The sequence below is a fragment of the Spiroplasma endosymbiont of Asaphidion curtum genome (assembly GCF_964031085.1).
In the GTDB taxonomy this organism is placed as follows: Bacteria; Bacillota_I; Bacilli_A; order Mycoplasmatales; family Nriv7; genus Nriv7.
Map to the genome: position 1 here is coordinate 927,523 of NZ_OZ035001.1, position 14,623 is coordinate 942,145.

Annotated in this window: 21 protein-coding genes and 1 tRNA gene; 5 read left to right on the forward strand and 17 right to left on the reverse strand. The window is 24.8% G+C overall.

The annotated features are described in order from the left end of the window. Positions 1 to 4 precede the first annotated feature (4 nt). The 7 genes from AAHJ00_RS05510 to AAHJ00_RS05540 all read right to left on the reverse strand — a co-directional run bounded on the left by AAHJ00_RS05510 (position 5) and on the right by AAHJ00_RS05540 (position 5,322). Entirely contained in the window at positions 5 to 241 is a 237-nt protein-coding gene (locus tag AAHJ00_RS05510) for an acyl carrier protein (protein WP_342223716.1), read from the reverse strand. 17 nt (positions 242 to 258) lie between these two features. Further along, complete coding sequence (proS, locus tag AAHJ00_RS05515; protein WP_342223717.1) at positions 259 to 1,686, reverse strand: proline--tRNA ligase; 1,428 nt, start codon at positions 1,684 to 1,686, stop codon at positions 259 to 261. Then, positions 1,679 to 2,374, reverse strand: a complete 696-nt coding sequence (locus AAHJ00_RS05520; protein ID WP_342223718.1) for an acetyltransferase — start codon at positions 2,372 to 2,374, stop codon at positions 1,679 to 1,681. The genes proS and AAHJ00_RS05520 overlap by 8 nt, the downstream gene beginning before the upstream one ends. A gap of 15 nt (positions 2,375 to 2,389) precedes the next feature. Next, complete coding sequence (gene cls / locus AAHJ00_RS05525) at positions 2,390 to 3,910, reverse strand: cardiolipin synthase (protein ID WP_342223719.1); 1,521 nt, start codon at positions 3,908 to 3,910, stop codon at positions 2,390 to 2,392. A 127-nt stretch (positions 3,911 to 4,037) separates the two neighbouring features. Next, positions 4,038 to 4,127, reverse strand: a tRNA-Ser gene (locus tag AAHJ00_RS05530). Between the two features lie 68 nt (positions 4,128 to 4,195). Further along, complete coding sequence (tsaB, locus tag AAHJ00_RS05535; RefSeq protein ID WP_342223720.1) at positions 4,196 to 4,783, reverse strand: tRNA (adenosine(37)-N6)-threonylcarbamoyltransferase complex dimerization subunit type 1 TsaB; 588 nt, start codon at positions 4,781 to 4,783, stop codon at positions 4,196 to 4,198. After that, entirely contained in the window at positions 4,783 to 5,322 is a 540-nt protein-coding gene (locus tag AAHJ00_RS05540) for a type III pantothenate kinase (RefSeq protein ID WP_342223721.1), read from the reverse strand. Before AAHJ00_RS05540 ends, tsaB begins: the two co-directional genes overlap by 1 nt. Positions 5,323 to 5,389: 67 nt before the next feature. Here AAHJ00_RS05540 and AAHJ00_RS05545 point away from each other — a divergent pair, with 67 nt between their 5' ends. Both AAHJ00_RS05545 and AAHJ00_RS07975 read left to right on the forward strand, forming a co-directional pair. Next, positions 5,390 to 5,842 (forward strand): transposase family protein, encoded by a 453-nt coding sequence (locus AAHJ00_RS05545; protein ID WP_342223722.1) that lies wholly within the window; start codon positions 5,390 to 5,392, stop codon positions 5,840 to 5,842. Beyond that, positions 5,827 to 5,943, forward strand: coding sequence for a hypothetical protein (locus AAHJ00_RS07975; protein WP_425288893.1), 117 nt, complete (start codon positions 5,827 to 5,829; stop codon positions 5,941 to 5,943). The genes AAHJ00_RS05545 and AAHJ00_RS07975 overlap by 16 nt, the downstream gene beginning before the upstream one ends. A 160-nt stretch (positions 5,944 to 6,103) precedes the next feature. Here the strand turns inward: AAHJ00_RS07975 and AAHJ00_RS05550 are convergent, their stop codons facing one another. From AAHJ00_RS05550 to AAHJ00_RS05570, 5 genes are all read right to left on the reverse strand, one after another. Next, positions 6,104 to 7,054, reverse strand: coding sequence for an IS30 family transposase (locus AAHJ00_RS05550; protein ID WP_342223478.1), 951 nt, complete (start codon positions 7,052 to 7,054; stop codon positions 6,104 to 6,106). Positions 7,055 to 7,129: 75 nt separating this feature from the next. After that, a complete protein-coding gene (locus AAHJ00_RS05555) occupies positions 7,130 to 7,384 on the reverse strand; it encodes a type III pantothenate kinase (RefSeq protein WP_342223723.1) in 255 nt (84 codons plus the stop codon). A 15-nt stretch (positions 7,385 to 7,399) separates the two neighbouring features. Further along, positions 7,400 to 7,975, reverse strand: coding sequence for a hypothetical protein (locus tag AAHJ00_RS05560; RefSeq protein ID WP_342223724.1), 576 nt, complete (start codon positions 7,973 to 7,975; stop codon positions 7,400 to 7,402). Continuing rightward, on the reverse strand, positions 7,962 to 8,447 hold the full coding sequence (tsaE, locus tag AAHJ00_RS05565) for a tRNA (adenosine(37)-N6)-threonylcarbamoyltransferase complex ATPase subunit type 1 TsaE (RefSeq protein ID WP_342223725.1): 486 nt from the start codon (positions 8,445 to 8,447) through the stop codon (positions 7,962 to 7,964). Before tsaE ends, AAHJ00_RS05560 begins: the two co-directional genes overlap by 14 nt. Further along, on the reverse strand, positions 8,448 to 9,389 hold the full coding sequence (locus AAHJ00_RS05570) for a bifunctional oligoribonuclease/PAP phosphatase NrnA (RefSeq protein ID WP_342223726.1): 942 nt from the start codon (positions 9,387 to 9,389) through the stop codon (positions 8,448 to 8,450). A 324-nt stretch (positions 9,390 to 9,713) separates the two neighbouring features. Here AAHJ00_RS05570 and AAHJ00_RS05575 point away from each other — a divergent pair, with 324 nt between their 5' ends. Further along, positions 9,714 to 9,989 carry a hypothetical protein gene (locus AAHJ00_RS05575; RefSeq protein ID WP_342223727.1) on the forward strand — a complete coding sequence of 92 codons (276 nt, stop codon included), beginning with the start codon at positions 9,714 to 9,716 and terminating at the stop codon, positions 9,987 to 9,989. A gap of 87 nt (positions 9,990 to 10,076) precedes the next feature. Here the strand turns inward: AAHJ00_RS05575 and AAHJ00_RS05580 are convergent, their stop codons facing one another. Next, on the reverse strand, positions 10,077 to 10,376 hold the full coding sequence (locus tag AAHJ00_RS05580; RefSeq protein ID WP_342224619.1) for a transposase family protein: 300 nt from the start codon (positions 10,374 to 10,376) through the stop codon (positions 10,077 to 10,079). 35 nt (positions 10,377 to 10,411) lie between these two features. After that, positions 10,412 to 10,804 (reverse strand): transposase family protein, encoded by a 393-nt coding sequence (locus AAHJ00_RS05585; RefSeq protein ID WP_342223728.1) that lies wholly within the window; start codon positions 10,802 to 10,804, stop codon positions 10,412 to 10,414. 282 nt (positions 10,805 to 11,086) lie between these two features. Between AAHJ00_RS05585 and AAHJ00_RS05590 the strand changes: the two genes are divergently transcribed. After that, a protein-coding gene (locus AAHJ00_RS05590) for an IS5 family transposase (protein ID WP_342223729.1) occupies positions 11,087 to 11,910 on the forward strand; the annotation gives its coding sequence in 2 pieces (ribosomal slippage) (positions 11,087 to 11,483 and positions 11,483 to 11,910; 825 coding nt in all). Positions 11,911 to 12,088: 178 nt separating this feature from the next. Here AAHJ00_RS05590 and AAHJ00_RS05595 read toward each other — a convergent pair. Continuing rightward, a complete protein-coding gene (locus tag AAHJ00_RS05595; RefSeq protein ID WP_342223730.1) occupies positions 12,089 to 12,268 on the reverse strand; it encodes a hypothetical protein in 180 nt (59 codons plus the stop codon). A gap of 310 nt (positions 12,269 to 12,578) precedes the next feature. Beyond that, a complete protein-coding gene (locus tag AAHJ00_RS05600) occupies positions 12,579 to 13,529 on the reverse strand; it encodes an IS30 family transposase (protein ID WP_342223731.1) in 951 nt (316 codons plus the stop codon). A 67-nt stretch (positions 13,530 to 13,596) separates the two neighbouring features. Here AAHJ00_RS05600 and AAHJ00_RS05605 point away from each other — a divergent pair, with 67 nt between their 5' ends. Next, complete coding sequence (locus AAHJ00_RS05605) at positions 13,597 to 14,376, forward strand: IS30 family transposase (RefSeq protein ID WP_342223732.1); 780 nt, start codon at positions 13,597 to 13,599, stop codon at positions 14,374 to 14,376. Here the strand turns inward: AAHJ00_RS05605 and AAHJ00_RS05610 are convergent. Then, positions 14,373 to 14,615, reverse strand: coding sequence for a helix-turn-helix domain-containing protein (locus AAHJ00_RS05610; RefSeq protein WP_342223733.1), 243 nt, complete (start codon positions 14,613 to 14,615; stop codon positions 14,373 to 14,375). The two genes, AAHJ00_RS05605 and AAHJ00_RS05610, sit on opposite strands and share 4 nt — an antisense overlap. Between the last annotated feature and the right edge of the window lie 8 nt (positions 14,616 to 14,623).

A 14,623-nucleotide genomic window follows, 5' to 3' on the forward strand; every position in this document is an offset into this window, starting at 1 on the left:
CCTTTTAACTATTACTATTTACTACTTCTTCAATAACAGTTATTAAATCCTGAACAGTATAAATATCACTTAACTTATTATCAGGAATTCGAAATTTATATTCTTCTTCTGCTAAAATAATTAAATCCATCAATTCTAAAGAATCCAAACCTAAATTACGGAAATTAGTTTCTAATGATATTTTTACTTTGATACCTTTTTTTTCTTTCAATAATTTAGCAATTTCAACTAATCAATTCATTAAACTCTTCCTCCCCTTTAATACGCCCGTGCAAAGTAAAAATATCCTTTTGCTTTTTCATTACATTTAAAACATTTAGCATTTTCTTCAACCTGCTTCTCTAAATCTTGACAACGACTAACAGTACTAGTTAACTGTTTAATTTCTACTTCACACTCAATACGATTACAAAATCAAGCACCAAAAAACCCTGTTTTTGTTTTCAATTGTTGTTTATATTCATCAAAACTATTAACAACAAATACTCGCTCTTCTAATCGTTCTAACGACCCTGCATATAAATCATTTTGCATTTGTTGCATATTAATTTTTAAATATGATTCCACATCATTAATCTTAACCGCTAATTTTGTTTTTGTGTCTCTTCGTACAATTAATACTTTTTCAGTTTCTAATTCACGAATCCCAATTTCAATGCGAAAACAAACTCCTTGAATTTCACTATTACTTAACTTATAACCCAATGACTTTAATGAAGTATCAATGATAACACGATATTTAGTTTTTAATTGTTGATAAATCCTATTAACTTGTTGCCTTACTTGTTCATCATCTTGAATCGGAATTATTCCTACTTGAATCGGCGCTACCATTGGTGGTAATACTAATCCCCTATTATCACTATGAGACATAATTAAAGCCCCAATAACTCTTGTTGACATCCCTCACGAAGTTTGATAACCATATTCTTCTTTATTGTTAGCATTAGTAAACTTAATATCAAAATTTTTAGAAAAATTTTGCGCAAAATAATGACTAGTTGCTGATTGTAACGCTTGACCATCTAACATTAATGCTTCTAAACTATATGTATCAACAGCACCAGCAAACTTTTCATGAAGACTTTTTTTACCATTAAGAACAGCAATTCCTAAAATTTCTTTAAAAAATTTAACATATAAATTCATCATTTCTACCGTTCAATTTTGTGCTTCTTTCATATCATTATGAACACTATGACCTTCTTGCCACAAAAATTCTGTTGTTCTTAAAAAAGGCCTTGTTGTTTTTTCTCAACGAATAACATTAGCTCATTGATTATATTTTAATGGTAAGTCCTTATAACTAGAAATATTTTTTGAAAAATATGTCCCAAACAAAACTTCAGAAGTTGGTCTAATAACCAACGGTTCATCTAAATTTTTATCACCAACTTTGGTAACAATAGCACATTCTGGAGCAAAACCTTGAATATGTTCTTTCTCTTGATTCAATAAACTCTCAGGAATTAATAAAGGCATATAAACATCTTGAATTTCAACTTCTAAAAATCTGATTTCTAAGTTTTTCACAATATTTTTTCAAATTGCATAACCATGCGGTTTTAAAATTGGTGCTCCTTTAACTACTCCATAATCTATTAGATTACCATTTACAATCAAATCAGTATATCATTGACTAAAATTTTCCTCCAACGATGTAATTTTATTAAGATTTTTATTCATTAACTTTTAACTCCTTTCCTTTAATTTCTTCAATAATACCTTTATCACCATAAAATATTTTAATATCAATTTGTTGATGAGAAACATATTGTTGTAATCTTTTGTATATTTCCATATCTTTAATTAAAATTGCCCTAATAGCATTAACACTAATTAATTCATTAATTATAACTCTTTGCAAATTATTATTAAACTCTCAATCTTTTTTAGTATTTTCATATAATTTCACTAAATCAATATAAAAAATTGCTACTGTAGTTAAATCAATCTCATTTTCTAAACATCAACTTCAAAATTGATGACGACTACTAGTAGATAATTCTAATTCAATATGGCCATCTTTTTCTAAATATGTTCAAACAATATACTTTTCATTTTCTTTAAGTTTCTTAAATTTTACTGGTTTAATTCCTTGCTCTAAAATATAAAAAATATTAGCAATGGAACTATAAAAATAAAAATGATCAACCTTTTGTAAAAATAATTGCTTAATAATTCTTTTAGTAGCATTTCGTGTTCATCCAAAATGAATATCAACTTTATTAATTGTTTGAACACTTTTTGAAAATAAATGCTTAAAAAAACCTCCTCTTTCTTTAACTTCTGGTTTTTTTTCTAAACTTACCGGAGAATCTTGTTTTTCTAACTGCTTAGCAATTTTTTTATTAATTTTTTTTGTTTTACACATTACTATTTTCCTTTCCTAAAATAAGGGATCAAAAATTTTAACAATTGGTAAAATCATTACTCGATAAAATCAATTTTTTTTCTTTAACGGCGATGTCGTTAAAAGAATACTTCTTTCAATATCTCATAAATAATTCTTTTCTAATTGCTTATTAGCATCACCATAAAGAATAACAATAGTTTGATGATCGTGATAAAGACTACGAAAATCTAAATTAGTTGATCCAATAATGACCAAATTATCATCAATTAATGCTGTTTTTGAATGATTAAAAATCTTACTCATTTCATAAATTTTTATCCCTGAATTAAATAATTCATCATAATATGAACGACTAATATCAAGAATAAAAAATTTATCAGTTTTTCCTGGCATTAATAATCGGACATCAACACCTGACTTAGCAGCATTTTTTAATGCCGTCACAATATCATCAGTCGGAATAAAATAAGGTGTTGACAACCAAACACGACTTTTAGCACTAGAAATAACTTTAACATAAATATCCTTTTGAATCGTTTCATAAGTATTGGGACCATCATCAATAACCTGAACAATATTACTAGTTTTACCATCATATGGTTCATTTTTTAACAATTTCTTATCAAACACTAACGATTCTCCAGTTGTAAAATATCAATCCTGTAAAAATATTAACTCTAAACTACGAACAGCACTACCTTGTAAACGAACTTGACTATCGCGTCAAAATCCATATTTAGAACTTAAATGACAATAAGCATCACCAACATTAATGCCTCCCGTATAACCAATCTTACCATCAATAATAACATCTTTACGGTGATTACGATAGTTATTACGACCACTAATAAAAGGTAAATTTATCGGTGAAAATCTTTTTAAATGAACGCCAGCTCGCTTCATTTTCTGAATTGTATCATGATAAACTGTAAAAAAACTTCCAGCATGATCATAAATTAAGCGAATATTAACACCTTGATAAGCTTTTTTAATTAATAACTGTGTCAAATATTTTAAAACTTCACCATCATCTAAAATGAAATAATTAATATGAATGTAATTTTCAGCACTTTCTAAGTCTTTAAATAACAACGAAAACTTTTCAATTCCATTAGTTATTAAATCAACTTTCGTATGATCATACAATGGTCTTTGCGATATATTAGTAGTCAAATGTAAAATACTTCGTTCTTCTTTAATTTCATTTTTTAAAAAGTTATTCGTATAATTAAAATCTTCTTTAGCATAAAAATCTTGATATTTTTTTAAATAAAACTTTTGTGCTTTAGTATAACGATAAGTTCGCCCAAAAATAATAAAAATTATAATACCAACAATTGGTAACGCATACACAGCAATAATTCAAGAAATTTTTGTTCGTGCTGGTCGGTTAGAAACAAAAATAATTAATGCTGTTAAAGTTCCAAATGAAATCGTTACGACACCAATAATTCATAATCAATCAATATATTTAGCAATAATAAAAATACAAGTCACCAATAAAAGTACTAGAAGCACAAAAGTAATTGCTAAACGCATTTTTTTATTTAACATTAATTTGAGTCCACCTTATAAATAAAATATTGTTTTTTAAATATATTAATTTTATCTTAATATCACAAAAAAACAACTTTACTTACTGTAAAGTTGTTAACAACAATCTCAAATTATTTAAAATTAATGGCGGAGCAGACGAGATTCGAACTCGTGCGCCAATTGCTTGACCTAACTCCTTAGCAGGGAGCCCTCTTAACCACTTGAGTACTGCTCCGTAGTGATTAACACACACAAATAATTATATCTAAAATTTAAAAAAATAACATCCAAAAATTTTTATTTTTATTCATAATGCTTTTTAAGTTGTAACTCCTTTAAATATAATGGTTCTAAATCATCAACATTAGTTACTTTTTTACATAAATGTTTAATTTGTAAAAAATTTTCTACTAAATCAACGCGATGATAATCTTCAATTAACTTAAATTTTTTTCATTCTTTTTTCAATAAAAATAAATTATTTCTTGTAACTACTTGTTCTAAAACAATCGGATGGAAATTATCATAAACCGCAACAAAAAATTGATCAGTTTTAGCATTAATAACACTAATCGCCTGCTTATTACCAACTTGCAATAATAAACTATTCGTAACAAAAACTTGCAACGCCTCATTAACTGCTTTCATTGTTTTCGCAATTGTAATCCCCACTCGAATTCCAGTATAACTTCCCGGACCAACAGTTAAATACAAACTATCAATATCAAATCAACTTAATTTATTATTAGTTAACATTTCATCAATTAAAACTGTTGCCTTCTCAGTATGTTTTTGATGATTCCAAATTTGTAAACTATCTAATAAACCACAATTATCTTGTAAAATAATTACTAAATATCCATTTGTCGTATCTAAAAATAATGTTTTCATTATTCTTCACCTTCATTTAATATTCATAAAATATTTAAACCAGTAAAAATTAAATCATCAATAAATTGATAATCTTGCAAAATATTTTTAACAAAAAAATAATTACCACCCAATATTATTACTAATGAATCTTTTAATTGTTTTTGATAAGTTTCAACAATACCTTTAATCGCCATTGCATGTCCATAAATAATACCAACACTTAAACAATCTTTAGTATTCTTAGCAATCATTTCTTGCGGCAAAAATCAAGAATCTTTTTTTAACAAAGCTGCTTTTTCAATTAAAGCTTCACCACTTGTTAGTAATCCTGGCAATATTGCACCACCAATAAACGAATTATCTTTAATACACGAAACCGTTGTTGCTGTCCCCATATCAATAATAATTATATCACGATTTGGATAAACACTAACAGCGCCTACCGCTGCTGCTATTAAATCAGCACCCAAAGTAATAATATCATCTAAAACAAATTTAAAATTTGTTTTTAACGCACTATCAATAAGTAAATAATTCCAACAATAGACTTCTTGCATTACTTATTTATTAAACAAAATTCCTATAAAATATATTTAAAATAGAAATTATAAGGAATTTAAGATTATGAAATTTGATAAATTTAATTTTATTAATGATAAAGAATTATTACGATTAACTGGAATAAAGCAAAGTACTTTTAATAAAATGTTAAATATTTTAAAAGAAGCTGAGTTAAAAAAGTTTAAAAGAGGTGGTAAAAATAATAAATTATCATTAGAAAATAGATTATTGATGACTTTATCATATTGACGAGAATATCGTACTTATTTTCATCTTGGTAAAAGTTTTGATATTAGTGAAGCTAGTTGTTATCGAAATATCAAGTGAATTGAAGATATTTTAATCAAACATCCTGATTTTCAACAACTTGCTGGTAAAAAAGCATTAATAAATGATTATTTTAATGATAAAACAATTATTATTGATGCTACAGAAACACCCATTCAACGCCCAAAAAAAGACAAAAACAATCTTATTCAGGAAAAAAGAAAAAAAACACTATTAAAACACAAGTAATTATTGAAAAAGAAAGCAAAATAATTATTGCAACAAATTTTTCTCTCGGTAAAAAGCATGATTTTTGTTTATTAGACTTCTTGCATTACTTATTAAAATAATTACAAATTATTTGTAAATAAAAAATACTATATAGTAATTTCTAACTTTTATTAGGTTAATACTTATGGATTTTATTAAATGTGTAAATTTTGACACAACAAAAAATTATTTTATTATTTAAATTTAATTTTAAATGCCAAATTGTAAAGTTAAGTGCAACTAAATTATTTTTCTAACCAAATATTCGATTGGTGAAAGATAATTTAGTATTTTTCTTGGTCTTTGGTTTAAAGACAATATAAATTTATGAACTGCATTTTTAGTAGTATTTGAAAAATTAAATTTTTTAGGAAATTTTTCTCTAATTAAACCATTAGTATTTTCATTAGTACCTCTTTGTCAAGGCGAATACGCATTAGCAAAATAAATTTTCACATTTAAATTTTTTTCAAGTTGTTGTCAATTAGAAAATTCTTTACCCCTATCAAATGTTATAGTCTTAACAAGATTATTTGGAAGAATTGATAAATAATGGCTAATGTTTTCGTTAACAACTTTAGTAGTTCTATTTTCAACTAACATTGCTAAAGTAAATCTTGATGTTCTTTCAACTAAAGTTATTAAACATGATTTACTTTTACCTCGTGATGATACTACAGTATCACCTTCTCAATGACCAACAGTTATACGATTATTAACATTAATATTTCGTTCTTTAATTGATTTACCATTAAATTTACCGCGATTTTCTTGAGATTTTCGTTTCTTACCTTTTCTTCTTAAATTTTTATTAGTAACTTTTTCAAGTAATCCAGAATAAATTCAATTGTAAATTGTTTTAAAACTAATAATTCATTCTTTATGAAAATTTTTAATTCTGCCATAAATTTGTTCAGGCGATCAACCTAATAGTAATTTTTGTTGTACATATTTTACTAATTCTCTATTTTTAAACTTATGAAAATAAACATGTGATTGTTTTCTGTTTTCTGCTTTATTTTGTGCAATTAATGAAAAATAATGATTACTATCTTTATTTCTATTGACTTCTCGAATAATAGTACTAATACTTCGATTAAGATTTTTAGCTATTTCACTAATTTTTACTTTAAACTTCAATTGATTCTCAATATAAATTCTTTCATATATGCCAAGATGTTTGTAACCCATATAAAAACTCCTTGCTTTGTTTTTTCTAAAATAAACTTAGCATCATGAAATTTTTATATGAGATTTTTTGCAATTTTATTTACTTGCACTTACAAGTATAATTCAGCATTTTTCAACTAATAATTCAATTGCCGAATTAAATTTAGGTTTAACACTACTAACAACACATTGTTGAATTTTTAACAAAAATGGTTCAAGAACTTCTTCCATACAAGATAATAATTTATCAACATTAATATTACTAGACAATTGCTCATAAAATACTTTTTGATTTTCTTGATAAACACCTAAATGAATTAAACTATTACCAATATCAACTAATAACTTCATAAATATCCTCCTTTACTAACCTATTTTATTAATAACGTTAACAATTGGTAAAATAATTAAAGTTGTAATCATAAACTCTGGTAAATAATTTGTTGCTAATGCTAATCAACTAATATATTGAAGCACATTAAGGTCAGGAAAAAACACATCTCCTAAAAAATAAATCATTGCTAAAGTTGTAAAAGAATTAGTACTAATGACCAAAAATGATAAAATTATAATTGTTAATCAATAACGAAATTCAGAATGCAATACTAGAAATTGCAATACAATCCCAGAAACAATACCAACTAATAATCTTGGTACAATACTAAATAATGGATTTTGAAAAACCATTGTCAAAGGACCACCCATAACAAATGAAGCTAAAAAGGAACTTAATCCTAATAACAATCCTGAGATAATACCAACAATAAATGGTTGCCACTTTAAAATTTTAATTCAAATAATACTAATAATCATTACTACACAAGGAACTAATGTAATACTAATAACACTAATTTGAATATAACCCAAAAATGGTGTAAAAGTAAATAACAATAGTAAGGCAACACTAAGAGCTAAATAACTAATTGCCTTAACATTTAGCATTTAAAACATTGTCCTGTAAAAATTTAATTACTTGTGTTGCAAGAAGACCCCTACCACTTAAATTGATTACTCGTGTAGTATCATCAATTATCTTCCATTGTAAGATTAAAGCATTATTAAAATCAATAATTTGTAAAACATTTTCATATCATTCAATAATATTTAAATTATTATTAAATGCCTCTTCATACATCTCTAAATCTTCATCATTATTTAAACGATAAGCATCCATATGAATTAATTTAAATGATTGTTTTGGAATTACATACTCATTCATAATAACAAATGTTGGCGAATTAACTATCTCTGAAATTTGCAAAGCATTTGCTAAATATCTTGTAAATGTTGTTTTACCAGTTCCCAATGCTCCTTGTAACAAAATAAAACCCGGACGACCAACATACTTAGCAATAACAGCTCCCAAAGCTTCTGTTTGTGCCTCATTATGAGTTATAAACTGCAAATTTACCACTTATTTTGGTTCTCCTCTACTAATCACTTCATCTAAATCACTAATAATATTTTTAACATCATTAAAATCATTAATCCGCGCTCCCGCAGCAAAATTATGACCACCACCATTATATTTGCTAGCAACAGTATTAACAAAAAATTTATTTGATCGTAGTTCAACACGAATATTATTATTTTTATCTTCACAAAAAAATGCTCAAATTGGCTTATCTTTAACATTAGCTAATAAATTGACTTTACTAGCAGCAGTATTATGATTAATGCCTAACTTCTCTAATGTTTTGTTATCAAATACTAAATATAAAACTCCCTTTGTTGAAGTTTGATAATTTTCATAAACAAAACTCATAAATTTTAAATCTTCTTCACTAACTTGATACATTTCACGATATAATTGATTTAAATCAAACCCTTTTATTAATAAAAAACTCGCAAGACTAAATGTTCTCGCATTAGTTTTTGAATAAAGAAAACGACCACTATCAGTTACCATTCCATGATAAATAATTCTTGCTGCTAACGGCGTAACTTTTAAATTACATTCCTTAACTCATAAAGCAATCATTTCACTAGCTGAACCAAATTGTTCATCAACTCAAATAATATCACCATAAGGTTCAATATTTGGATGATGGTCAATCTTAATAATAGTTTTTGCTAATTTATATCGGTCATCATCAACTCGTGCTAAATTACCACAATCACCAATAATAACTAAACTATCTTTAAAATCATCATCACAAACTGTATCCATAGTCCCAATAAAGTTTAAATAATCACTATTTGTTCCCGCTGCTAGAACAATCTTATCAGGTCAATTAGATTTAATTATTTCTTTTAAACCTAACTGCACACCATAAGCATCACCATCAGGAATAATATGACGAAGCAATATAATTCGGTTATGTTCCTTAATTAACTGCAAAATCTTATCTCTCATATTTTTACCTTCCTAAAATAACTTATTAAGGTAATTTTATAACAAATTCTCTTAATTTTAAAATAATAAATAATTTTAACATAATTTAATAAAATAATTGACTACTTAATTATTATATTCCATAATAGACTTGGTACATAACTATAACATTTTGCACCTACCAAACTATAAAATTCACTTTCATCTTTATATTTGTCTAACATTTGTGCTTCATCTAGAAAATAATATTATCAAAATAGTAGATAAAATTAAAGGTTATGTACCAAGTCTAATGTAATTATTAAAAATTTAAAAATAATTCCATATTCATAGTGAGGTGTAAAAATGTATAAACCATTACAAATAGCAATAATGTTCTTATTTTCTTTTTCAACACCGTTATTACTTGCTAGTTGTAGTAGCAATAACATTAATAATAAAATTGATCAAGAAACTGATAATCCAAATAAAAATGATTTAATTAGTAAAATTAAAGATAACATTAATAATAAATTTCAAGATTTTAATGACAAAAATAATAATGTTTTTATTGCTAAAAAATTACATATCAACGACACAAATATTCAAAAAATAATAGACTTGGCACATAACTATAACTAGCTTAATTCAAAATTATATATTCCTGAAATTAAGTTAAATCGTAATCCAAATCTTCTAATCTTATTGCGATAACGATAAACTAGTATTTTAAATCTTTTTAAATCTAACAAAAACATGTTCAATGGCAATTCTAACTTTACTTAAAAAGCTATTATATTCCTTTTTATCTGGATTTAAAGGATTATTTTTACTCTTTTTAATTGGCAATAATGTATTTTTATGAACATTTTGCAAACCTTGATATCCTGAATCAGCAATTAATTCTAATTTTGGATTTATAAGTGTATTTGATTTTAAAAATAACTTATAATCATGAATACTGCCATAACAAAAATCTACTGAAATAATTTTATTGTTAAATAAATCAATAATTATTTGCGATTTTAATGAATGTTACCTTTTCTTACCAGAAAATAATAATTTTAGTTTTTTTTAATTCTTTCAATTGGAATTTCTGTAGCATCAATTGCTAATAAATTATTATTAGTACCCTTATTTTCCAATAATATCTTTTTGCCAGGTATATGAAAGTGACTATTTTTTATTAGAGTATTTTCAACTCAAAAGATATTACGAATACAACTAACATGACTAATATTATATTTTTTTGCAATAATACGATATGTACTATATTCTTTTCAGTATTCTAAAGTCATAAGTAATCTTTGCTCTATTGATAATTTATTTGGTCTACCACCAATTTGTTTTTGTTTAGCTTCAACTTCTTTTAAAATTTCTACCATTTTCATGAAAGTTTTATATTTTATGCCTATTAGACTATAAAATTCATTTTCGTCTTTGTATTTAACTAACATTTGTACTTCACCTAGGAAATAATATTATCAAAATAGTAGATAAAATTAAAGGTGTACCAAGTCTTATATTACAATTATAGCTATTTTGACTTTTTATACCTCCACCATCAGTCTGACCTTTAGTTCCACAAATGTTGCTATACCCACCATAATTTGAACCACGAACATCTCTGGAAAGTAAGTATCCGCTTTTTTATTAAATAGACTTCTTGCATTACTTATTTATTAAACAAAATTCCTATAAAATATATTTAAAATAGAAATTATAAGGAATTTAAGATTATGAAATTTGATAAATTTAATTTTATTAATGATAAAGAATTATTACGATTAACTGGAATAAAGCAAAGTACTTTTAATAAAATGTTAAATATTTTAAAAGAAGCTGAGTTAAAAAAGTTTAAAAGAGGTGGTAAAAATAATAAATTATCATTAGAAAATAGATTATTGATGACTTTATCATATTGACGAGAATATCGTACTTATTTTCATCTTGGTAAAAGTTTTGATATTAGTGAAGTTAGTTGTTATCGAAATATCAAGTGAATTGAAGATATTTTAATCAAACATCCTGATTTTCAACAACTTGCTGGTAAAAAAGCATTAATAAATGATTATTTTAATGATAAAACAATTATTATTGATGCTAGAGAAACACCCATTCAACGCCCAAAAAAAGACAAAAACAATCTTATTCAGGAAAAAAGAAAAAACACACTATTAAAACACAAGTAATTATTGAAAAAGAAAGCAAAATAATTATTGCAACAAATTTTTCTCTCGGTAAAAAGCATGATTTTTGTTTATTTAAAGAATCAAAAATCCCAATTTTAAAAAATACTAAATTAATAGTTGATAATGATTATCAAGGAATACAAAAAATTCATAGTAATGTTCTAATACCTAAGAAAAAAACAAAGAAAAACCCTTTAAATAAAGAACAAAAACATAATAATAAATTAATTTCAAAAATGAGAATTATTATTGAAAATATTTTTGCTATTCTTAAAAAATTTAAAATTATTACTGAAAAATATCGTAATCGTAGAAAACGATTTAGTTTAAGATTTAATTTAATTGCTTCAATTTATAATTTGCAATTATAGATAACATAAAATATTTATTTAAAATTAAATTTAAATAATAAAATAATTTTTTGTTGTGTCAAAATTTACACATTTAATAAAATCCATAAGTATTAACCTAATAAAAGTTAGAAATTACTATATAGTATTTTTTATTTACAAATAATTTGTAATTATTTTAATAAGTAATGCAAGAAGTCTAATCAATTAAATTGACAAAATTATATTGATTTCTTTTAACTCTATTTAATTTTTCCAAATTATCTGTTTGTAAATAATTAATTTTATTTTTTGCTGGAGCCGGGGCGTTTCCAACAATTCCTGATATTCCGCTTCCCGCTATTGTTATAGTTCCTAAGATTCCTAGTAATTTTTTCATTGACATCAAATTCCTTTCGTGAATTTTTACTAAAGACTTGGTACACCTTTAATTTTATCTACTATTTTGATAATATTATTTCCTAGGTGAAGTACAAATGTTAGTTAAATACAAAGACGAAAATGAATTTTATAGTTTGGTAGGTGCAAAATGTTATAGTTATGTACCAAGTCTTAATTAATAAAATTTTCCAAATAACCAACAACCTCTCTCCAAGAAATTAATCTATAATTTTTTTACTTTGGAATTTTATTGTAAACTATTTTTAGAATATTTCTGCTGAATTGTCAAATTGTAAAGTTAAGTGCAACTAAATTATTTTTCTAACCAAATATTCGATTGGTGAAAGATAATTTAGTATTTTTCTTGATCTTTGGTTTAAAGACAATATAAATTTATGAACTGCATTTTTAGTAGTATTTGAAAAATTAAATTTTTTAGGAAATTTTTCTCTAATTAAACCATTAGTATTTTCATTAGTACCTCTTTGTCAAGGCGAATACGCATTAGCAAAATAAATTTTCACATTTAAATTTTTTTCAAGTTGTTGTCAATTAGAAAATTCTTTACCCCTATCAAATGTTATAGTCTTAACAAGATTATTTGGAAGAATTGATAAATAATGGCTAATGTTTTCGTTAACAACTTTAGTAGTTCTATTTTCAACTAACATTGCTAAAGTAAATCTTGATGTTCTTTCAACTAAAGTTATTAAACATGATTTACTTTTACCTCGTGATGATACTACAGTATCACCTTCTCAATGACCAACAGTTATACGATTATTAACATTAATATTTCGTTCTTTAATTGATTTACCATTAAATTTACCGCGATTTTCTTGAGATTTTCGTTTCTTACCTTTTCTTCTTAAATTTTTATTAGTAACTTTTTCAAGTAATCCAGAATAAATTCAATTGTAAATTGTTTTAAAACTAATAATTCATTCTTTATGAAAATTTTTAATTCTGCCATAAATTTGTTCAGGCGATCAACCTAATAGTAATTTTTGTTGTACATATTTTACTAATTCTCTATTTTTAAACTTATGAAAATAAACATGTGATTGTTTTTTGTTTTCTGTTTTATTTTGTGCAATTAATGAAAAATAATGATTACTATCTTTATTTCTATTGACTTCTCGAATAATAGTACTAATACTTCGATTAAGATTTTTAGCTATTTCACTAATTTTTACTTTAAACTTCAATTGATTCTCAATATAAATTCTTTCATATATGCCAAGATGTTTGTAACCCATATAAAAACTCCTTGCTTTGTTTTTTCTAAAATAAACTTAGCATCATGAAATTTTTATATGAGATTTTTTGCAATTTTATTTACTTGCACTTACAAGTATAATTCAGCTTAAGTTTAAAAATAGAGAATTAGTAAAATATGTACAACAAAAATTACTATTAGGTTGATCGCCTGAACAAATTTATGGCAGAATTAAAAATTTTCATAAAGAATGAATTATTAGTTTTAAAACAATTTACAATTGAATTTATTCTGGATTACTTGAAAAAGTTACTAATAAAAATTTAAGAAGAAAAGGTAAGAAACGAAAATCTCAAGAAAATCGCGGTAAATTTAATGGTAAATCAATTAAAGAACGAAATATTAATGTTAATAATCGTATAACTGTTGGTCATTGAGAAGGTGATACTGTAGTATCATCACGAGGTAAAAGTAAATCATGTTTAATAACTTTAGTTGAAAGAACATCAAGATTTACTTTAGCAATGTTAGTTGAAAATAGAACTACTAAAGTTGTTAACGAAAACATTAGCCATTATTTATCAATTCTTCCAAATAATCTTGTTAAGACTATAACATTTGATAGGGGTAAAGAATTTTCTAATTGACAACAACTTGAAAAAAATTTAAATGTGAAAATTTATTTTGCTAATGCGTATTCGCCTTGACAAAGAGGTACTAATGAAAATACTAATGGTTTAATTAGAGAAAAATTTCCTAAAAAATTTAATTTTTCAAATACTACTAAAAATGCAGTTCATAAATTTATATTGTCTTTAAACCAAAGACCAAGAAAAATACTAAATTATCTTTCACCAATCGAATATTTGGTTAGAAAAATAATTTAGTTGCACTTAACTTTACAATTTGGCTTATGAAAATAAACATGTGATTGTTTTCTGTTTTCTGCTTTATTTTGTGCAATTAATGAAAAATAATGATTACTATCTTTATTTCTATTGACTTCTCGAATAATAGTACTAATACTTCGATTAAGATTTTTAGCTATTTCACTAATTTTTACTTTAAACTTCAATTGATTCTCAATATAAATTCTTTCATATATGCCAAGATGTTTGTAACCCATATAAAAAC